The organism is Vibrio iocasae (assembly GCF_042245395.1).
Lineage (GTDB): Bacteria > Pseudomonadota > Gammaproteobacteria > Enterobacterales > Vibrionaceae > Vibrio > Vibrio iocasae.
Window position 1 is genome coordinate 962,398 of record NZ_CP145311.1, and the last position, 21,253, is coordinate 983,650.

A 21,253-nucleotide genomic window follows, 5' to 3' on the forward strand; every position below is an offset into this window, starting at 1 on the left:
AAAAACTCTAAGTCCCACAAAAAGTTTGATAATAGCGGTCGCCATCAGGTGGGAGATCCTGATAAGAGGCCAGTTTTTCAGATTCAGTATATGGTTCGGCAAGTGCAGACAGAAACCGTTCTGCACTGTGTGAACTGTTCTGTTCAATACAATCTTGAATAACACTTTCCACATGATGATTTCTGGGAATCACCAGTGGGTTTACTTTCGCCATGATATTCTGTGAATCGCTATCAGTTTTCTTAACCCACTCATCACACCACTGTTTTAACTCCGGAATGGCAGTTTGCTTATTAGTTGAAGACAATGAGTTACCCAAATCGATAAACGTTTGAGTGTAATCCAGTTTGTATTTTTTCATCACAGACAATAACTGTTCAGTAAGTGGTTTATCTGTGTCTTTGAGCCCCAGCTTTTGAGCCATCATTTTGTAGTAGCTGCTGTAGTAGAGCTCAGTTATTTCTTCGATAAGCGGCTCAACTTGTTTCACGGCTGCTTTTGTATCGCTATTAACGAGTGGCAAAAGGCTTTCGGCAAATCGAGTCATATTCCATTGCATGATTGCTGGTTGGTTGCCAAAGCAGTATCGACCTTCTGTATCGATAGAGCTAAATACAGTCCTGGGGTTATATGTTCCCATCATGGCACACGGACCGTAATCAATCGTCTCACCTGAGATAGCTGTGTTGTCTGTGTTCATTACGCCATGAATAAAGCCAATGCGCATCCATTCAGTTATGAGGGTAACCTGTTTATTGATGACTGCTCGTATCAGAGATACCACTTTGTCCGGAGAATCGGTATCGATTTCAGGAAAGTGTCGGTTTATGGTGTAGTCCACCAAGCGCTGAAGGTTCTCGATTTTGCCAGACTGCGCATGGTATTGAAATGTCCCGACTCTAATATGACTACTGGCAACACGAGTGACAATGGCACCTTGTTCAGGTCCTGTTCGGTATACCTGTTCACCGGTTTTCACTACAGCAAGTGCTCTTGTTGTCGGCACGCCCAATGCGTGAAGGGCTTCACTCATAACATACTCTCGAATAGCAGGGCCTAGTGCACATCGGCCATCGCCTCTTCGTGAGAAATTAGTTCTTCCAGATCCTTTTAGCTGGATATCGATGGCTCCACCATTGCCTAGTCCAATCTCACCCAATAGGTGAGCTCGGCCATCACCTAACTGAGGGTTGTAATGCCCAAACTGATGGCCAGCGTAGGCCTGAGCAATAGGTATCGAGCCGGGAATGAGCTTGTTGCCTGAAAAGTATTCAGAGGCTTGGTCTTTGAGCTCTGAGGTTAAGCCTAGATTCTGCTGTAGTTGGCTATTCCAGAGAAAAAGTTCAGGGCCTGCCACTGGCTCTGGATTTATCTCCTGACTGAAGCTACTTCCCAATTGATGATACGAGTGAGTGAATTTCAAATTAACATCCTTGTTCTTCGCCGTGATCTAGCCAATTAGTCTTATTCTCTTAATTAAATGGCTGATGAATATCAAGAATCGAGTATAAACACCGATAAGGGTTTATATATGGCGTATTGTTAAAATATTCAACGTGAGTGCAAATAATTGTTAACAAGAGCCTAGTATATATGCTGTTTTGATGCTTATATTAAACTTGTTGCTAGTTGCTGTAGGAGTTGAAGCCTTACTATGAGAAATAACCAACCTGTTACGCAAAAAGAACAAAAATTTAGAACACCTGAAGATTTAGTCTCTGTGACTGATTTGGATGGAAAAATAAAATACGTCAACAATGCCTTTCTTGATATCAGTGGCTTTTCCTTAGAAGAACTCATTGGTGCAGACCACAACATTGTACGTCATCCGGATATGCCAAAAGCTGCTTTTGAAGATTTATGGGCAACGGTTCGATCAGGAGTCGGGTGGCGAGGAATTGTTAAAAACCGATGCAAGAACGGTGATCACTATTGGGTAAGTGCGTTTGTGACTCCGGTGATGAAAGCCGGAAAGGTTATTGGTTATCAGTCAGTACGTTCGGAACCCACGCGGGCTCAGGTTGAAGAAGCAGATAAGTTGTATGCTAAGCTTCGTCAGAATGATTCCCTAAAACTACCTAAACCTTCCCTGACCAAACGAATTTCTCTAAAAACAATTTTCGGCACCTCTACAGCAATTACCCTTATCGCTCTAACGCTCGTACTTATATCGAATATCCAGCAATCCAACACCTTCGGCATCTCCATGCTCGTCATCGCCATACTTAGTGTTGCGTTTTCATGCTGGAAGCTACTTTATGGGGTAGTGAGCCCGCTTGATAACATTCGATTTTTCCTGCGTGATATGGCGGGCGGTGACTATACCAAGCCTATTAACTCAGACCGTGAAGATGAGATTGGTCGTACGATAATGGCTGTAAAACTGTTACAGGCACGAAGTAAAACCATATTAGGCCAGGTTGTAGAATCTACTCAGGATCTTATTGTCTCGGCTGATCACCTTTCGGCTAGCAGCCATGAAATGTTGGGTCATATGAAGAGTCAGTCTGCAACTACGACACAGGTCGCAACGGCTATGAGTGAAATGAGCGTAACGGTTGAAGAGGTCTCTGGAAATGCCCAGCAATCTTCTGATACAACCGGAAGCGCTCAGGCAACGGTGACAGAAGGCGATGGAGTGGTGACGGATGCGCTGCACTCTATGCAGTTATTCTCTGAAGAGCTGACAAAAACCACGGAACAAATAAATCAGTTATCTGCAGACAGTGAGCAAATAAGTCAGATAACCGATGTGATTAGCGGCATTGCAGACCAGACGAACCTTCTTGCATTAAATGCTGCGATTGAAGCTGCCCGAGCGGGTGAGGCCGGACGTGGTTTTGCTGTGGTTGCCGATGAGGTTCGCGGCCTTGCATCAAGAACACAGGAGGCAACGCAAGAAATTCGTACCATGCTGGATAACTTATCTACGGGTATTAAACATTCAGCTTCAACAATTGAATCGAACAACCAGGAGGCGCAACAGGCTCTTGATAAGGTCGCTTCTTCAAGAGAGATTTTTGCTCAGGTTGCGGAGGGGATGCATCATATCAATGATATGAGTACTCAAATCGCGACAGCAGCAGAAGAACAAGCTCAGGTTGCTCATGAAATGAGCCGTAATATCGAGAGTATTAGTGAGCATGCAACCGAAACAGAAAGTGAAGCCGAAATGCTTCAGGTCAGAGTGTCGAAGATGAATGAAAATGCGCTACATCTTCAAAATCAGCTTAGTGATTTCGATATCGGTAATGCAAAAACCATCGATCTGACCGTGGCTAAACAGGCTCATCTCGCCTGGAAGACTAAGATACGAGCGTTTTTAAATGGTGATGAAAGCGCAGTGTCAAAAGAGCAGGCTTGCTCTCACAGGCATTGTGGATTTGGTAAATGGTACTTCAGTGAAGGAATGCGCAAGTATGGGACCATGTCTTCATTTAAAGCTATAGATGGACCTCATGAAAAGCTGCACAACGTAATGAAACAGATCATTGAAGCCAACGAGGCTGGAGATCACGACAAAGGTGAGAAGTTATACAACCAAATTGAACCTATATCTCAGGAAGTTGTGGCACAAATAGATAGGTTAGAACGTGAAGTAATGATACAGAACAAATAGGTTAAATTGCACTCGAATCTAAATGAATGCTAAAGCGTCTAAGCGATATATGAAACATAATGGTGAGTTTCATGCCAGCTTAGACGTTTTTTATTATTAGAAGGAGTGAAAAGTCATTGAATAATAGAAGCTTATGGTATGCTTTACTGTAATGTCTTGCATAGAAATAATTTATTACATTTGTTCTTTTTAATCTGACACTAACTTTACACTTACAACTCATTGTTAGGTTAAAATTTGCTCGGTTTTGTGTTGTACGAGAATTATATGTTTTCCTTATTAAGAAAAAAGCGCTGCATGGCTGGTGTCAGTGTCACGTTGGAAATGCTTGGAATGTCCAAGCGTACAGCGATGGACACCATCAGTTCCTATCCAGAATTTTTCGATATCATTGATGAGCTCTCCAGGAAAATGCCTTCGAAGCCAAGAGATATTGTGGCGGCTTTGGTGCTGGTTGAACGTATGATACTTGAAGAATCAGGACCAAGATCTGAGTTGTTAAAATATCGGGACTGCCTCTATGAAGGCTTTAAACATCAGCTAAAAAACTACGAAAACTGGAGGGATATCGCTCACTACTACTGTATCGCGATGAATCTGGTGACTGGTGTTTATATGCCTACTAAAGATGAAATAGAAGAGTTGTTTGATCCGGAAGAGTTAGTCACTTTAACCTGAAAACTTAATTTTAACCATTTGTTACCAATGTGTAACAAATGACGCATTTGTGCAATTTCAATGTGTCATTTTCCACCCATTTATTCGACTAAGAGATTTGTCCATTAATCCTACAATTTCCCTTAAGCCTTATTGTTAATGGCTTGTAAGGTAAATGTTTAATGTTGGCCCGCATTTTGCCCTATAGAGTTCATACAGCACCCATTGATGGGACTGTGAATTTCTAAAGGAGAATAAAAATGTTCAAGCCACTTGCTCTACTATCTGTTTCTGCTCTTGCTCTGACAAGTTTTAATGCCGCTGCGAATTGTGACCCTGGTGAAGTTGTTATTAAGTTCAGTCATGTAACTAACGCTGATAAGCACCCTAAAGGTATCGCTGCTTCACTTCTTGAGAAACGTGTCAACGAAGAGATGAATGGTAAAGCCTGTATGCAGGTATTCCCTAACTCAACGCTATACGATGATGACAAGGTACTGGAAGCCCTTTTAAATGGTGATGTACAGATGGGGGCTCCGTCTCTGTCTAAGTTTGAGAAGATCACTAAGAAATACCGCATTTTCGACCTTCCGTTCCTGTTTGAAGATATTGACGCCGTTGACCGTTTCCAGAACTCAGAGTCTGGTGAAAAGCTGAAGAACGCGATGAAGCGTCGTGGCTTGAAAGGTTTGGCATTTTGGCACAACGGCATGAAGCAAATGTCTGCGAACAAGCCTCTGATGTTGCCTACTGATGCTGAGGGCCTGAAGTTCCGCGTACAAGCGTCTGACGTGTTGGTTGCACAGTTTGAACAACTAGGTGCTAACCCACAGAAGATGTCGTTCAAAGAAGTGTATGGTGGTCTGCAAACTAAGGTTATCGATGGTCAGGAGAACACTTGGTCAAACATCTACGGCAAGAAGTTTTTCGAAGTTCAGGACGGTGTAACAGAAACCAACCACGGTATTCTGGATTACCTGGTTGTAACGTCTAATAAGTTCTGGGATGGCCTGGATGCCGATGTACGTGATCAACTGGCTCAAATTGTTATGGAAGTAACACAAACACGTAACTCTGAGTCTGCAAAAGTAAACGAAGGCAACAAGCAAAATATTATCGAAGCGGGTGGTGTAGTGCGTCAGCTTACTCCTGAACAGCGTCAGGCGTGGGTTACTGCTCTTAAACCTGTATGGAAAAAGTTTGAGAAAGATATCGGTGCTGACTTGATTGATGCGGCACTGGCATCCAACAAATAACAAGCTGTAAAGCACATGGGTGGGAATCTACCCATGTGCTCCTTTCCCCTGATAATTAAAAACAGAGTCTTCATATGGAACAGTCATTTTTTTCCAAAGTCGCAAGGGTGACTGACTTAATCGAAGAGACCTTAATAGCGGGTTTCTTAGGATTAATGACACTTCTTACTTTTACCAATGTTGTATTTCGTTATGTGCTGAATGACAACATTTTATGGGCCCTTGAGGCAACGGTATTCATGTTTGCCTGGATGATCCTTGTCGGTGCATCTTATGGTGTAAAACGCCACTTTCATATCGGTGTGGATGTAGTGATTAATATGGCCCCTGAAGGCCTGAGAAAGATCTATGCCATGATTGCAGTTACCCTTTGTCTTACATTTTCAGTCCTGCTTCTTATTGGCTCATGGAACTACTGGTATCCGTTTGTCACTGAAAGGGCGTGGTATGAAACCGATGATATCCCTATGCCAGAGATGCTTCAGTTTCTTTCAGACTGGTTGAACGAAGGTGAGCGTTACGAGAAGCTTCCTCGTTTTATTCCTTATGCTGCTCTTCCTATTGGTATGGCGATGCTGACATTCCGTTTTGTTCAGATGGCTTATCAAATATTTACAGGGAAACTGGATCGATTAATTGCCAGCCATGAGGCTGAGGAAGATCTGGAAGCCCTTAAACAAGAAATTCAGAAGGAGGACTAAACGATGGCGATACTATTTCTCTTTCTGATGGTAATCGGCTTTATGCTAATCGGGGTGCCAATTGCGGTATCCCTTGGTTTATCAAGTATATTTTTCTTGCTACTTCATTCAGATGCTTCTTTGGCATCGGTAGCTCAGACACTATTTAATGCGTTTGCCGGACACTACACACTGCTTGCTATTCCATTCTTTATTCTGGCATCCAGCTTTATGTCCACGGGTGGTGTAGCGAAGCGTATCATTCGATTTGCAATTGCAATGGTCGGCTGGTTCCGTGGTGGCTTGGCGATGGCTTCGGTTGTTGCTTGTATGATGTTCGCAGCGCTTTCGGGTTCGTCACCAGCAACCGTAGTTGCAATTGGTAGTATTGTTATTGCAGGCATGGTGAAAAACGGATACTCGAAAGAGTTTGCCGCAGGTGTTATCTGTAATGCCGGTACGTTAGGTATCCTGATCCCGCCGTCAATCGTAATGGTTGTATACGCAGCAGCAACAGATGTTTCTGTAGGTCGAATGTTCCTTGGTGGTGTTATCCCAGGATTGTTAGCCGGTCTGATGCTGATGATTGCTATCTATATTGCGGCGCGCGTTAAGAATCTTCCAAAGCAACCATTTGTTGGCTGGCCTGAAGCGATTTCGGCTGCGAAGGATGCAAGCTGGGGTCTGTTGCTGGTGGTGATTATCCTTGGTGGTATCTACGGAGGTATCTTTACGCCAACAGAAGCAGCAGCGGTTGCGGCAGTTTATTCTTTCTTCATCGCCAACTTTGTCTACAAGGACATGGGGCCATTTGCAGACAAAAATAATACTAAGCCGTGGATTGTAAAAGCGGTTCAGACATTCGTTCACAAGGATACACATGCAACGCTATTTGAAGCAGGTAAGCTTACCATCATGTTGCTGTTTATCATTGCGAATGCTTTGATTCTTAAGCACGTTCTTACAGAAGAGCGCATTCCTCAGATGATTACTGAGTCGATGCTATCCGCTGGTCTAGGTCCAATTACCTTCTTGATCGTCGTAAACGTTCTGCTGTTGATTGGTGGTCAGTTTATGGAGCCATCAGGCCTGTTGATTATTGTAGCTCCATTGGTATTCCCGATCGCAATTGCACTGGGTATCGACCCGATTCACCTTGGCATCATGATGGTGGTGAATATGGAGATAGGGATGATAACGCCACCGGTAGGGCTCAACTTGTTTGTAACCGCAGGTGTCGCGAAGATGTCGATGATAAATGTGGTAAAAGCAGCGCTTCCGTGGGTAGCGGTTATGTTCCTGTTCCTGATAATCGTAACTTACGTTCCATGGGTGTCTACCTGGTTGCCAACTACCCTAATGGGACCAGAAATTATAACAAAATAGCTTACTCAATCCCCTAATGAGATAAGTGATCACTCCGAAGTTGCCCCGCTTTGCGGGGCTTTTTTATGTAATAACTCTCCTGACAAACCCATACAGTAGATTGCATTTTTCTTCAGCATAATCGCCCGCATCTTGAGTTCTGTAGTAAGGGTAACTGATGCAACTTAAATCGCTATACCAGATTTCTAAAACAATTTATGGGAATAAAAAGAGATACAGCGTTTACAGAGATCAGTGCAGGTTTTGCTTTCGTTATGTAACTAATCCTGATGCAGCGAAAGCAATGCAATCGATCCAGAGTGATAACAACATTAAAGAACTTTTTAGAATCAGACCTAAGATTTATGATCAACCTTTGCATCCCCATGTGTGCGCAGACTGGGACAAAGAGACTCGCCTCAAGAACCTCTCTGCTCACTACCACTTTATGTCGGTTGAGTTTGGCGAGAAGTGCCGTGATGTATATTCCGATCAGGGATACAAACTATTCTCTATTCATGATAATCAGGGAGAAGAGTATGATGTTCGTCTCTGTGCAGGAGAGTGGCGAGAAGGGGGGCTGGGTTTAGCCATCACGAACAAGCAGTCCCAGGATATCTACTTCACTACATTCAACATCACTGAAAGCAGAGAGTTATTCATAGGCTGTGTTCAGGGTGCCAGAGGTTGTGTAGAAGGTCGTTCAGATACAATCAAATCTCTTACCAAAGCTCAGCATGGTATGCGACCTAAAGCGTTGATTGTGGAACTAACCCTGATGTTCGCCCGATATTTCAGATTGCAAAAAGCATACTGTGTTACCAATAAAGGCCATGTTTACAGTGCATCACGTTTTCGTACCTACAAACAACGTAAGAAAGTCGTCTTTGATTACGATACGTTTTGTGATGAACTAAACGGTGAGAAGCTCAACAGTTACAAGTTTAAGCTGCCATTGGCAAGCGTACGCAGGGAGTTGAGCACGCTGAACCGAACAAAGAGGAAAATGTACCGTAAAAGGTATGAACTCCTCGATAATTATGAGCAGCAGATGCAAGCATCACTCAGCAGCTTTGGTTGATTAGTCCCAGTTAACCTTATTCAATTAACCTTATAATTATCCTTGTCCAACTCGTATCTCTGCATCTTATCGTAGAGGGTTTTTCGAGCCAGACTTAGCTTATCCATGGTTTCTTTAATACTGCCTCCACACTCGATAAGTGCTTGCTCGATAACTGAACGTTCAAACTCTGCGACCTGCTCAGCCAGTGTGGTTGCGGTTGATGTTGTTTGCTCACTGCCATCTAACTGAACAAGCTTTCCTAGCAGCACGTAACGTTCGGCAGCGTTTCTTAGTTCTCTTACGTTCCCCGGCCAGTTATGGGTTAGCAGAGTTTGCATATCGGACTGAGATAGAGAGGTTGCAGCTTTACCGTATCGGGCGGCTGCAACTAGTAAGAAGTGGTGAAACAGAGCGGGAATGTCCTCTTTACGGTCTCGTAGGGGAGGAAGGTCGAGGGTAACGATATTAAGACGATAGTAGAGATCTTCCCTGAACGTACCTTCAGCTGCTGCCTGTTTGAGGTCGACTTTGGTTGCCGCGATCACCCGGATATCAAGCGGAATAGCCTGATTTGAACCAACTCGTTCTATTGTTCGTTCCTGTAATACTCGAAGCAATCGTATCTGCGCTTGCATTGGCATGGATTCAATTTCATCCAGAAACAGTGTCCCGCCCTGAGCATGCTCAAACTTACCAATACGTTTGGATTCTGCTCCGGTAAACGCGCCTTTCTCGTGACCATACAGCTCGCTTTCAATTAGGTTCTCCGGGACTGCACCACAGTTAACGGCAACGAAGTTTTGCTCCCGTCTTCCACTTTGCTCATGCAGCGAGCGGGCTATCAGCTCTTTACCAGTACCTGTCTCGCCAAACAGCAAAATGTCGGCATGTGTATCTGCGATGTGTGTGATGGTGTCACGCAGTGCGTTTACAGAAGGAGTTTCACCGATGATTCGTGGCCCAAGTGGGTTTTTAGCTTTTAGGGCCTGTTTGAGTTGCTTATTTTCCTCGGTAAGCTGACGCTTTTCTATTGCACGATTCACTGTGTCTATCAGGCGATCATTTGAGAATGGTTTCTCTATAAAATCGTAGGCGCCATCATGCATCGACTGAACCGCCATAGAGATATCGCCATGTCCGGTTATCAGTATGACAGGGAGGTCAGCATCTTGTCTTTTTATTGAATTCAGCAAATCCTGACCAGAGATTCCCGGAAGACAGATATCGGTAACCACAACCTGAGGTAAGCCGTTTTGCTTTATTTCTATCAAAGCCGACTCTGCATCTGGAAAAAACTTTGCTGAGATATCCGCCAACTCAAATGCCTGCTCATAGGCAATTCTCATATCCGGTTCATCATCAATAAAAAACAACTTACACATCTTGCACCTAATATTGTTATTTTGGATTGTTATTGCTGCTGTGCTATTGAGATAGTAAGACAAGCCCCACCGAGCGCAGAGTCTTCTATTTCCAGCGTACCGTTCATACTGTTCATTATCTGACGTGAGATAGACAGCCCGAGCCCCAGACCATTTTGCTTCGTGGTGTAAAAGGGCTGGAATAGTTGTTCGCCAACATTTTTGGAAATACCCGAACCGCTATCTTCAATCTGCAATTTTATCGCTTCACCATGGTCAGTTAGAGTGATGTATATCTGCTTTTTCTCACTTTTATTAAGTGCTTCAATGGCATTGGATATCAGGTTTATTAAGACCTGCTCTAACTGTATAGGGTTGATTCTTGCTTTTATTCTGTGTTTCGGGAATGCCGTTGTAAGTTCTATCTGGTTTGCTCTCAACCTTGTTTTCATCAGTTCTAGCGCTGAGGTAATCACAGGTTGAATTTGAGCTTCTACCAATTCTTCTGAAGAGCTCTTCTTCGCAAAGGACTTGAGCTGTTGACTGATCTTCGCCATTCGGTCGGTAAGCGCGGAAATTCTGGTCAGATTGTCTGAGGTGCGCTCAGGTTGCCCTTTATCCAGAAACTTTTTCCCGTTCTCCGCAAAGCTGCGAATTGCCGCAAGTGGATTGTTGAGTTCGTGACTGATACTTGCAGACATTTCCCCCAAAACGGCCAGTTTAGCCGCCTGAATGAGCTCATTTTGCGTCATTCTGAGTGCTTGTTCGGTCTTCTCTCTTTCTGCTATCTCAACTTGAAGTTCTGCGGTTCGCTCCATCACAAGAAACTCGAGTTTCTGTTTTGATTCCGCTTCTATCTGAGCGATTTGTCTGCGTTTTATCTGCCTGCTACGAATCAGCAACCAGCAAGCCAGTATCAAAGCGTAAATCAAGGTGATGACGATAATGAAACCAAAGGTAGACCAAAACACCTGAACTTTGGGCGACAATACTCTCACCATGAGTTGCTGAGAATCGAGGCTGCGTTTGGCACTCAAATACGTCCCAGCATAAAGAATCGGATTTTTACGGGCTAACTCACCAGTGGGCCCCTGATGATCAAAGGAATAACTGAGCGTATTAATTTCTTTGTTAAGGTACCTTTGAGAGTCTTTTATCTCTTGTTTTTTTGCGTATTCCAGTGGCAAAAAGCTGTTGAACAACCACTCTGGCTTGCTGGACATAAAAATTACACCATCAAAATCAGTGACGACAAGGTGACTTTTGCTGTTAGACCAGCTTTCCTCAATGTTAGATAAGTTGGTCTTTACTACGACGACACCAAGTGTTTCAGCCGCGTAAATAACGGGGTAAGAGTAATAAAACCCTCTTTTCCCAGATGTCGAACCCAGAGCGAAATACTGACCGCTCTTTTCTTCCATTGCTTGTTGAAAGTAGGGACGGAAAGAGAAATTTCTTCCGATAAAGGTATTTTCTTTTTGCCAGTTGCTGGCAGAGATTGTTGTGCCTTTTGTATCAAGAAGATAGATGTCTGATGCTTCGACAATCTCAGCAACGTTTTCTAAATATCGATTGGTAATCTCTATTTGTGCACTATTGCCGGGATGAGCCAGCGCATCAATAAGCTCGCTATCTTTTGATAACAATCGCGGGATATAGATGTATTTTTCAAGTTGGCTGTTTAACTGACTGGCAAACCGACTTAGTTCAGCAAGGTTGGTGTCGATTTGTCTCTGGTAACGGGTGTTCCAATATATGTGGCCTGCGGCAAAAACCGTAAAAAAGTAAAAAAACAGAATAATGAATGAGATACGTCTTAGTTTTGTCACTCTTAACTCCGTTTACTATGCCCCTTAAGAAGTAAATTGTGTCAGAAAAGTTAATGATTAGTTAGCGTTTACCGATGCGAAAACAAGACAAAGATCTCTTTTTCCTTATTTAAAGAAAAAAAACAGTACGATTCGTTGAAAAAACATATATCGTCCCCATCTTCAAACAGACAAATTGAGAATTTAGGTGATGACTCGACAGCGACATATCATATCGCTAGAATGTCGCGTCTAATTTTTTGGTCCTGAGACTAATCGGAGATACCTTTCCTGAATAAAAGGCAAAGATATCGCTAATTAGTTCGATGTCTGAGATGTTCTGACTTGATGATTCAAGTTGGCAGTTCCGACATCTATGCTCGATTTAGAATCTGTATCCGTAAGGGTGCACAAGGATATAGCCAATTATCGAAACAGAAATAGTTGGTTAAGTTACTCAGATAAACTGAGTTAGTTTTGAGGTTTATTAATAATGCAAGCTACTGTTGAAACTCTAGAAGGCCTAGAACGCCGTCTAAATATTACTGTTCCTGCTGCTAACATCGAAGACGCAGTAACAGCGGAACTTCGCAACATCGCTAAAAACCGTCGTTTCGATGGTTTCCGTAAAGGCAAAGTGCCTTTGAAGATGGTTGCTCAAATGTACGGCAAAGCAGTACGTCAAGATGTGATGGGCGAAGTAATGCAGCGTCACTTCATCGAAGCTATCGTTAAAGAAAAAATCAACCCAGCTGGCGCTCCTACTTTTGAACCAGTAGAGAACGAAGCAGGTAAAGATCTAGTATTCAACGCAACTTTTGAAGTTTACCCAGAAGTTGAGCTGAAAGGTCTTGAAAACATCGCTGTTGAGAAGCCAGTAGTAGAAGTTAAAGATGCAGACGTAGAAGAGATGATCGAAACTCTACGTAAGCAGCAAGCTAACTGGATCGAGTCTGAAGAAGCTGCTGGTGAGGGCACTCGCGCTACTATCGACTTCGTTGGTTCTATCGACGGTGAAGAGTTTGAAGGCGGTAAAGCTGATAACTTCCCACTAGAAATGGGTGCTGGTCGTATGATCCCTGGTTTTGAAGACGGTATCACAGGTAAGACTGCTGGTATGGAATTCGAAATCGACGTGACTTTCCCTGAAGACTACCACGCTGAAAACCTAAAAGGTAAAGAAGCGAAGTTCGCTATCAAAGTGAACAAAGTAGAAACTCGTGAGCTACCAGAACTAAACGACGAGTTCGTTTCTAAGTTTGGTGTTGCTGAAGGCGGTGTTGACGCTCTTAAAGCAGAAGTTCGTAAGAACATGGCTCGCGAGCTAGCTCAAGCAGTTAAGAACCGCATCAAAGAGCAGGCTATCGACGGTCTTGTTAAAGAGAACGAAATCGATGTTCCTTCTGCTCTTATCGATCAAGAGATCGGTGTTCTACGTCAGCAGGCAGCTCAGCGTTTCGGTGGCAACCCTGAAGCAGCAGAGCAGCTTCCACGTGAACTGTTCGAAGAGCAGGCTAAGCGTCGCGTAGTTGTTGGTCTTCTACTTGGTGAAGTAATCAAGTCTGAAGAGCTAAAAGCGGATGACGAAAAAGTGAAAGCTCTGATCGAAGAGATGGCTACAGCTTACGAAGATCCTTCTGAAGTAGTTGCTTACTACGAGCAGAACGAAGAAATGATGAACAACATGCGTAACGTTGCTCTAGAAGAGCAAGCAATCGACGCTATCATCGCAAAAGCTCAGGTTAGCGAAAAAGAAGTTGGTTTCAATGACATCATGAACCAGCAGCAGCCTGCGTAACTTCACTTTTCAGGCAGAAAGTTGAACCTATTTCAACTTCTCTGCTATCAATGGTCCGTTTGAGTTTCTCATTCGGACCATTTTGTACCATTCTATATAAATGTCCTGTTAAATCTGTTTGAATATACTAACAAATCAAAAAGATAAGACCTGACATCTACATAGGTTGGTATTTTTAGGGAAAAGATATATGAGCTATCAAGATAATAATCCAATGTCTCCAATCATGAACGCACTTGTGCCTATGGTTGTTGAGCAAACTTCCCGCGGTGAACGCTCTTACGACATCTACTCGCGACTACTAAAAGAGCGCATCATCTTCCTGACTGGTCAGGTAGAAGACCAGATGGCTAATCTTGTTGCGGCTCAGCTTTTGTTCCTAGAGTCGGAAAACCCGGATAAAGACATTTTCTTATACATCAACTCACCTGGTGGTAGCGTAACTGCGGGTATGTCTATCTATGACACCATGCAGTTTATTAAGCCAGATGTGAGTACTGTATGTATGGGTCAAGCGTGCTCAATGGGTGCATTTCTTCTGGCTGGTGGTGCTCCAGGTAAACGTCACGTTCTGCCTAACTCCAGAGTGATGATTCACCAGCCGTTGGGCGGTTTCCAAGGCCAGGCTTCTGATATTCAGATTCACGCTCAGGAAATTCTGACAATTAAAGAAAAACTGAATCGTCTATTGGCTGAACACACAGGACAGCCACTGGAAATCATTGAACGAGATACAGATCGTGATAACTTTATGTCTGCTGATCAGGCAGTAGAGTACGGTCTGGTGGATTCTGTACTGAATCATCGCGGTGAATAACTGCGTTTTGTTTAAATCTGATATACACTGAGATCAGAGAAAGTAAAGGCTAAGAGGTTAGCGAATGACAGATAAAAGCAAAGAGGGCGGTAGCGGTAAGTTGCTATATTGCTCTTTCTGCGGCAAGAGCCAGCACGAGGTTCGCAAGCTGATAGCTGGTCCTTCTGTTTACATATGTGATGAGTGTGTCGACTTGTGTAACGACATCATTCGTGAAGAAATCAAGGATGTACTGCCGAAGAAAGAATCTGAGGCACTGCCAACACCTCGCGAAATTCGCGAACACCTTGATGACTATGTAATTGGTCAGGACTACGCTAAAAAAGTGCTCGCTGTTGCGGTATATAACCACTACAAGCGTTTACGTAATGGTGATACAACTGCTGAAGGCGTAGAGCTGGGTAAAAGTAACATCCTTCTTATCGGTCCTACTGGTAGTGGTAAGACGTTGTTGGCTGAAACGCTGGCGCGCTTCCTGGATGTTCCTTTCACTATGGCTGATGCAACGACGCTTACTGAAGCGGGTTACGTTGGTGAAGATGTTGAAAACATCATCCAGAAACTTCTGCAGAAATGTGATTACGATGTAGCTAAGGCCGAGCGCGGTATTGTTTACATCGATGAGATCGACAAGATCTCACGTAAAGCTGAAAACCCATCGATTACGCGAGACGTATCAGGTGAAGGTGTGCAGCAGGCGCTACTAAAACTGGTTGAAGGAACTGTTGCTTCGGTTCCACCACAAGGTGGTCGTAAGCATCCTCAACAAGAGTTTTTGCAAGTAGATACATCTAAGATCCTGTTTATCTGTGGCGGTGCGTTTGCCGGTTTGGATAAAGTGATCGACCAGCGTGTAGCAACAGGTACTGGAATCGGCTTTGGTGCGGATGTACGTTCGAAAGATGAAACTAAGACGATTGGTGAACTGTTTACTCAGGTTGAACCAGAAGACTTAGTTAAGTATGGTCTGATTCCTGAGTTCATTGGTCGTCTGCCAGTAACAACGACACTGACTGAGCTGGATGAAGACGCACTGATTCAGATTCTTTGTGAGCCTAAGAACGCACTGACTAAGCAGTATGCAGCGCTGTTTGAGCTGGAAGACGCTGAGCTTGAGTTCCGCGAAGATGCACTGAAAGCAATTGCTAAGAAGGCAATGGAGCGTAAGACTGGTGCTCGTGGCCTGCGTTCGATTCTTGAAGGTGTGCTTCTGGAAACAATGTATGAGCTTCCTTCGACTTCAGATGTAAGCAAAGTTGTTATCGATGAATCTGTAATTAATGGTGAGTCTGAACCGCTATTAATCTACAACGGAAAAGAAAATCAGGCAGCCGGCGCTGAATAAGTTTTAGCTACTTGATTCCATTATTGAAAGAGGAGGTATGAAAATACCTCCTCTTTTTTTTATTCACTTGTTGAAACCTTTCAAATTAGCCCCATATACTTTTCTATAAGACAAAGCGGAAGAGAGAAAAATATGAACTTGGAACGTTCCGAGCGTATCGAGATTCCCGTACTGCCTCTACGTGACGTAGTGGTTTACCCACATATGGTGATTCCTCTGTTTGTTGGCCGTGAAAAATCCATCCGTTGCCTTGAGTCAGCGATGGACAACAACAAACAAGTACTTCTCGTTGCCCAAAAAGAAGCAGATACTGATGAGCCTTCAATTGATGACCTTTTCGGCATTGGTACTGTAGCGACAATTTTGCAGCTTCTGAAGTTACCAGACGGTACTGTGAAAGTATTGGTAGAAGGTCAGCAGAGAGCCAAGATTGAACAGTTTAAAGAAGGCGATTTCTTCCTGGCAGACGCTGAGTTCTTAGTGACGCCAGAGCTTGAAGAGAAAGAGCAGGAAGTCGTTGTACGCAGCGCTATCAACCAGTTTGAAGGCTTTATTAAGCTAAATAAAAAGATTCCACCAGAGGTGCTTACCTCCCTGAATGGTATTGATGAAGCTGCGCGCCTTGCAGATACAATCGCAGCTCACATGCCATTAAAACTTGCTGAAAAACAGCAGGTGCTTGAGATCATTGACGTAAATGAGCGTCTTGAATTCTTGATGGGGCAAATGGAGTCAGAAATTGACCTGTTGCAGGTTGAGAAGCGAATCCGTGGTCGTGTTAAGAAGCAGATGGAAAAATCTCAGCGCGAGTACTATCTGAATGAGCAGATGAAGGCGATTCAGAAAGAGCTAGGTGAGATGGATGATGCACCTGATGAATTTGAAACTCTTAAGAAGAAAATCGAAGAGTCTAAAATGCCTCAGGAAGCACGCGAGAAGACTGAGCAGGAACTGCAAAAGCTGAAGATGATGTCACCGATGTCAGCAGAAGCGACCGTAGTTCGTAGCTACATCGACTGGATGGTGGGTGTTCCGTGGGCTAAACGCTCGAAGGTTAAAAAGAACCTTGCCAAGGCGGAAGAGGTTCTTAATGCCGACCACTATGGTCTGGAGCGAGTTAAAGAGCGCATTCTTGAATATCTCGCCGTTCAGAACCGTATCAATAAGCTAAAAGGTCCAATCTTATGTCTTGTTGGTCCTCCAGGTGTAGGTAAAACCTCTCTGGGACAGTCAATTGCATCTGCTACTGGTCGTAAGTATGTACGCATGGCGTTGGGTGGTGTGCGTGACGAGGCTGAGATTCGTGGTCACCGTCGAACCTATATCGGTTCACTGCCAGGTAAGCTGATTCAGAAGATGTCTAAAGTGGGTGTTAAGAACCCGTTATTCCTTCTGGATGAGATTGATAAGATGTCTTCAGATATGCGTGGTGATCCTTCATCTGCACTTCTTGAAGTTCTTGACCCTGAGCAAAACAATGCGTTTAACGACCATTACCTAGAAGTTGATTACGACCTTTCCGATGTTATGTTTGTTGCAACATCGAACTCAATGAACATTCCTGGGCCTCTACTGGACCGTATGGAAGTGATTCGTCTGTCTGGTTACACAGAAGATGAAAAGCTAAACATCGCTAAGCGTCACCTTGTTGAGAAGCAGATGAAGCGCAACGGCCTGAAAGATGGCGAAGTGAACATCGAAGACTCTGCGATTATCGGCATAATTCGTTACTACACGCGTGAAGCGGGTGTACGTGGCCTTGAGCGTGAGATCTCTAAGATCTGTCGTAAGGCTGTGAAGAACATCCTTCTGGATAAAGACCTGAAGCAAGTTACTGTGAACATGGACAACCTGAAGGAGTACTTAGGTGTTCAGAGACACGACTACGGTAAAGCTGATGAAAGCAACCGAATTGGTCAGGTAACCGGTCTTGCGTGGACAGAAGTGGGCGGTGATCTGCTGACTATCGAAACCGAAGCTATGCCAGGCAAAGGTAAGCTGACTCAAACCGGTTCTCTTGGTGACGTAATGCAGGAGTCTATCCAGGCAGCGATGACGGTGGTTCGTACCCGTGCTGAAAAACTGGGTATCAACGAAGACTTCTACGAGAAACGTGATATTCACGTGCATGTGCCAGAAGGTGCAACACCAAAAGATGGCCCAAGTGCAGGTATTGCTATGTGTACAGCGCTGGTTTCAAGCCTGACGGGTAACCCTGTACGTGCAGATGTCGCTATGACAGGTGAAATCACTCTTCGTGGTGAAGTTCTGCCAATTGGTGGATTGAAAGAGAAGTTGCTTGCGGCACATCGCGGTGGCATTAAAACGGTATTGATTCCTAAGGATAACGAGCGTGATTTGGAAGAAATTCCTGAAAACGTTATCGCTGATTTGGTTGTGAAGCCTGTTCAGTGGATCGATGAAGTTTTAACCGTTGCTTTGGAAAACGACCCTAAGGGATTCTCTGTAGAGCCCTAAAATAGTGACGTGTAGCAAAAATAAGTAAAGAATAACGCTGGCAGAGCCTAAAAAGGCTTGTCAGCGTTTTTTTTGGAAGCTAAGTTATCAAACTATGCCGCAGGGCTTGGGATTCAAGGCCTGAGGTGAAAATTAAAATCTCAAATGGAACGAATGTTACCAATAAAAATCATAACGGTAACAACAAGGGGAATAACCGTGAATAAGACACAATTAGTAGAAAAAATCGCAGATAGCGCAGACATCTCTAAAGCTTCAGCTGGCCGTGCACTAGACGCATTCATTGAAGCAGTGACTGAAACTCTGAAAGACGACGATCAGGTAGCACTTGTTGGCTTCGGTACTTTCAGCGTACGTACTCGTGCTGCACGCACTGGCCGTAACCCAAAAACTGGTGAAGAGATTCAAATCGCTGAAGCTAAAGTACCTGCATTCAAAGCTGGTAAAGCACTAAAAGAAGCTTGCAACTAATTTGAGTTGAATTTCTCCTGATTCAGGAACTTTTCCTGAGTTTTGGAATCGTATTTATGCGCATCGTACTGGTGCGCATTTCTTTTTCTGATATCATCTGTTCATTCAACTTCAAACGAGTCAAAGATGCCGGAACAGTTACTATCGGGCTATATCAGACTCAACCATCGGAGAACTAAAAAATTATGATGGATCGATTGCGCGAGGGCGTAAACAGCATCGCAGTTAAAATTATTCTAGGGCTCATCATCCTTTCTTTCGTATTTGCTGGTGTAGGTAACTACATCATTGGTGGTAGTAACAACGCTGCTGCAAAAGTTGGCAATACAGAAATCGGACGTAACGCATTCGAACAGGCTTATCAGAACGAACGCAATCGCATGCAGTCACAAATGGGTGACTACTTTGCAAATCTACTTGCAGACCCGACATATGTGCAGTCATTCAGAAAATCAGTACTTGATCGTATGATTAACGATGTACTGATCGAGCAATACGCGGATTCTCTTGGTTTGCGTATCAGTGATGAGCAGGTTCGTAGTGAAATTCTTCGCATGGCACCATTCCAGAACGATGGTAAGTTTGACCAGGAAATCTACGCAGCTTCTCTTCGTCGTGCTGGCTTTACAGCTGACAGCTTTGCAGAGTACATGCGCCGCGAAATGACTCGCGCGCAGGTTGTTACAGCGCTGCAGGCAAGTGAGTTTATTCTTGAAGGTGAAGTTGAAGGTCAGAGTAAGCTGCTTACTCAGACTCGTGATATCAGAACGATCTCTCTTAACCCTGAAGAGTTTGCAAAAAACATAGAACTTTCTGATGAAGAGCTTCAGGAGTACTACAACGCTAACGCTCCTGCTTATACTCGTCCTGAACAAGCGAAAGTTTCATACATTGAACTATCAGCGCAAGCGCTTAAAGAGCAAGTGCAGGTTTCTGAAGATGAAATCAAACAGTACTACCAGGACAATGTTGATAAGTACTCTTCAGAAGAACAGCGTGAGCTTAGCCACATCCTAGTAATGGGTGATGATGAAGCGAAGGCTCAGGAAATTCTGGACAAGCTGACAGCCGGTGCTGACTTTGCAGAAACTGCGGCAACTGATTCTGAAGATATCGGTAGTGCTGAGCAAGGTGGTTCTCTGGGTTGGGTTGAGAAAGGCGTAATGGACGCTGATTTCGAGGCTGCTGCTTTTGCTCTGGAAAATGCGGGTGACATGAGTGGCCTTGTAAAATCGAGCTTTGGTTACCACATCATCAAGCTTGACGCTCTAAAAGCTTCTCAGACTAAACCTCTGGAAGAAGTTGAAGCACAGATTAAATCTGAACTGGCTGATCAGCAAGCAGTAGACAAGTTCTACGAACTACAGAATGAGCTTGAAAAAGTGGCGTTTGAGTTCCCTGATTCTCTTCAGGATGCCGCTGAAGCGACAGGTCAGACGGTAGTAACAACAGACTTTATTTCTCAGGCAGAAGCACCTGCGGTTCTTAGCTCTCCAGCAGTTATGCAAACTATCCTAAGCCCTGAAGTGAAAGACGAAGGTCTAAACTCAGAGGTGATGGAAGTTGCTCCCGAGCACGTAATCGTAGTACGTGTTGAAGAAACTCGTGATGCCACATTGCTACCATTTGATGACGTGAAAGATCAGGTTGTCGAAGCTCTTTCTAAAGTGAAAGGTGAGCAAAAAGCGTCTGAACTAGCAACAACCGTTCTGGATGCGCTGAAAGCAGGTAATGAAGCTATTTTGGCTGAGAACAGCCTGTCATTTGGTGAGTCAGAAACAGTAGATAGAAGTTCTCCGTTGGCAAACGTTGTTTTTGCTATGCCAAAACCGGCAGAAGGCAGTGTTAGCTACGACCAGACTAAAGATATGCTTGGTAACATCACAGTTGTAGAGCTTTCTAAGGTTACAACAAATAGTGATGCATCATTTAATACTCAGATCGGTGCTCAGATGGCACGTTCAAATGTGCAGCAAGACTTAGATGCTATCTTAGCAACTCTTCGTTCTCAGGCTGATATCGAGTACTACGTGATAGACTCTCAGCCGTAATTTGCTGAAAGCGATATAACAACAAACGGGCCACTTTATGTGGCCCGTTCTGTTTTTGGAGATTGATGCGCGACATAAATGAAGGAGTTTTTATTATGAACCAACTGCAGAAATACTGAGGGTTAAAAATATGAAAACTCGTGCTTTATGGACAGCACTTCTCACAGCAATTTTGGTTGCACCTGTTTTTGCCAATGTTGAAAAACCAGAAACAGATACTGTCGTTAAAGATGAACAGGAAGTTCAGCCTCGGGTTACTGTCGCTGACAAATACGAAGGTATCGAGATTACCGTAAACATAAACTCTGCGTCTACGGATGAGCTGGCAACACTATTAAAAGGTATCGGTAACAAGAAGGCGCAGGATATCGTTGACTATCGTGAGAAGCATGGAAAGTTTACTTCGGCAGATGACCTGATAAAGGTGAAAGGTATAGGTCCTTCAACCATAGAAAAAAACCGGGAGCGTATAGAGCTATAACCA

At 43.9% G+C, this 21,253-nt stretch carries 17 protein-coding genes; 14 read left to right on the plus strand and 3 right to left on the minus strand.

Going from position 1 to position 21,253, the window contains the following annotated elements; all coding sequences use genetic code 11:
• Nucleotides 1-7 precede the first annotated feature (7 nt).
• A complete protein-coding gene (locus tag SNR28_RS14160) occupies nt 8-1,423 on the minus strand; it encodes a YdiU family protein (protein ID WP_375753260.1) in 1,416 nt (471 codons plus the stop codon).
• 231 nt (nt 1,424-1,654) lie between these two features.
• Here SNR28_RS14160 and SNR28_RS14165 point away from each other — a divergent pair, with 231 nt between their 5' ends.
• The 6 genes from SNR28_RS14165 to SNR28_RS14190 all read left to right on the plus strand — a co-directional run bounded on the left by SNR28_RS14165 (nt 1,655) and on the right by SNR28_RS14190 (nt 8,658).
• Complete coding sequence (locus tag SNR28_RS14165) at nt 1,655-3,619, plus strand: methyl-accepting chemotaxis protein (protein ID WP_375753262.1); 1,965 nt, start codon at nt 1,655-1,657, stop codon at nt 3,617-3,619.
• A gap of 267 nt (nt 3,620-3,886) precedes the next feature.
• The gene (locus SNR28_RS14170) at nt 3,887-4,297 is read left to right on the plus strand and encodes a hypothetical protein (protein ID WP_375753264.1); all 411 of its coding nucleotides are present in this window, start codon (nt 3,887-3,889) and stop codon (nt 4,295-4,297) included.
• Between the two features lie 239 nt (nt 4,298-4,536).
• Nucleotides 4,537-5,532 (plus strand): TRAP transporter substrate-binding protein, encoded by a 996-nt coding sequence (locus tag SNR28_RS14175; RefSeq protein WP_375753265.1) that lies wholly within the window; start codon nt 4,537-4,539, stop codon nt 5,530-5,532.
• 74 nt (nt 5,533-5,606) lie between these two features.
• The gene (locus SNR28_RS14180) at nt 5,607-6,233 is read left to right on the plus strand and encodes a TRAP transporter small permease (RefSeq protein WP_375753267.1); all 627 of its coding nucleotides are present in this window, start codon (nt 5,607-5,609) and stop codon (nt 6,231-6,233) included.
• Between the two features lie 3 nt (nt 6,234-6,236).
• On the plus strand, nt 6,237-7,598 hold the full coding sequence (locus SNR28_RS14185) for a TRAP transporter large permease (RefSeq protein WP_375753268.1): 1,362 nt from the start codon (nt 6,237-6,239) through the stop codon (nt 7,596-7,598).
• A 157-nt stretch (nt 7,599-7,755) separates the two neighbouring features.
• Complete coding sequence (locus SNR28_RS14190) at nt 7,756-8,658, plus strand: VirK/YbjX family protein (protein WP_375753270.1); 903 nt, start codon at nt 7,756-7,758, stop codon at nt 8,656-8,658.
• Between the two features lie 20 nt (nt 8,659-8,678).
• Here the strand turns inward: SNR28_RS14190 and SNR28_RS14195 are convergent, their stop codons facing one another.
• Together SNR28_RS14195 and SNR28_RS14200 are read right to left on the minus strand one after the other, a co-directional pair.
• Nucleotides 8,679-10,022, minus strand: a complete 1,344-nt coding sequence (locus SNR28_RS14195) for a sigma-54-dependent transcriptional regulator (RefSeq protein ID WP_375753271.1) — start codon at nt 10,020-10,022, stop codon at nt 8,679-8,681.
• Nucleotides 10,023-10,051: 29 nt separating this feature from the next.
• Nucleotides 10,052-11,830 (minus strand): ATP-binding protein, encoded by a 1,779-nt coding sequence (locus SNR28_RS14200; protein ID WP_375753273.1) that lies wholly within the window; start codon nt 11,828-11,830, stop codon nt 10,052-10,054.
• Between the two features lie 472 nt (nt 11,831-12,302).
• Here SNR28_RS14200 and tig point away from each other — a divergent pair, with 472 nt between their 5' ends.
• The 8 genes from tig to SNR28_RS14240 all read left to right on the plus strand — a co-directional run bounded on the left by tig (nt 12,303) and on the right by SNR28_RS14240 (nt 21,250).
• Complete coding sequence (gene tig / locus SNR28_RS14205; protein ID WP_375753275.1) at nt 12,303-13,607, plus strand: trigger factor; 1,305 nt, start codon at nt 12,303-12,305, stop codon at nt 13,605-13,607.
• Nucleotides 13,608-13,797: 190 nt separating this feature from the next.
• Nucleotides 13,798-14,424 carry an ATP-dependent Clp endopeptidase proteolytic subunit ClpP gene (gene clpP, locus SNR28_RS14210; RefSeq protein ID WP_277826401.1) on the plus strand — a complete coding sequence of 209 codons (627 nt, stop codon included), beginning with the start codon at nt 13,798-13,800 and terminating at the stop codon, nt 14,422-14,424.
• 64 nt (nt 14,425-14,488) lie between these two features.
• Complete coding sequence (gene clpX / locus SNR28_RS14215) at nt 14,489-15,769, plus strand: ATP-dependent protease ATP-binding subunit ClpX (protein ID WP_375753278.1); 1,281 nt, start codon at nt 14,489-14,491, stop codon at nt 15,767-15,769.
• Between the two features lie 132 nt (nt 15,770-15,901).
• Complete coding sequence (gene lon / locus SNR28_RS14220; RefSeq protein WP_375753279.1) at nt 15,902-18,247, plus strand: endopeptidase La; 2,346 nt, start codon at nt 15,902-15,904, stop codon at nt 18,245-18,247.
• Between the two features lie 198 nt (nt 18,248-18,445).
• A complete protein-coding gene (locus SNR28_RS14225; protein WP_277826404.1) occupies nt 18,446-18,718 on the plus strand; it encodes an HU family DNA-binding protein in 273 nt (90 codons plus the stop codon).
• A gap of 56 nt (nt 18,719-18,774) precedes the next feature.
• Entirely contained in the window at nt 18,775-18,897 is a 123-nt protein-coding gene (locus SNR28_RS14230) for a hypothetical protein (RefSeq protein ID WP_375753281.1), read from the plus strand.
• 6 nt (nt 18,898-18,903) lie between these two features.
• Nucleotides 18,904-20,769: a peptidylprolyl isomerase gene (gene ppiD, locus SNR28_RS14235; RefSeq protein WP_375753283.1), complete on the plus strand. Its 1,866-nt coding sequence runs from the start codon at nt 18,904-18,906 to the stop codon at nt 20,767-20,769.
• Between the two features lie 130 nt (nt 20,770-20,899).
• Complete coding sequence (locus SNR28_RS14240) at nt 20,900-21,250, plus strand: ComEA family DNA-binding protein (protein ID WP_375753284.1); 351 nt, start codon at nt 20,900-20,902, stop codon at nt 21,248-21,250.
• Nucleotides 21,251-21,253: the final 3 nt, after the last annotated feature.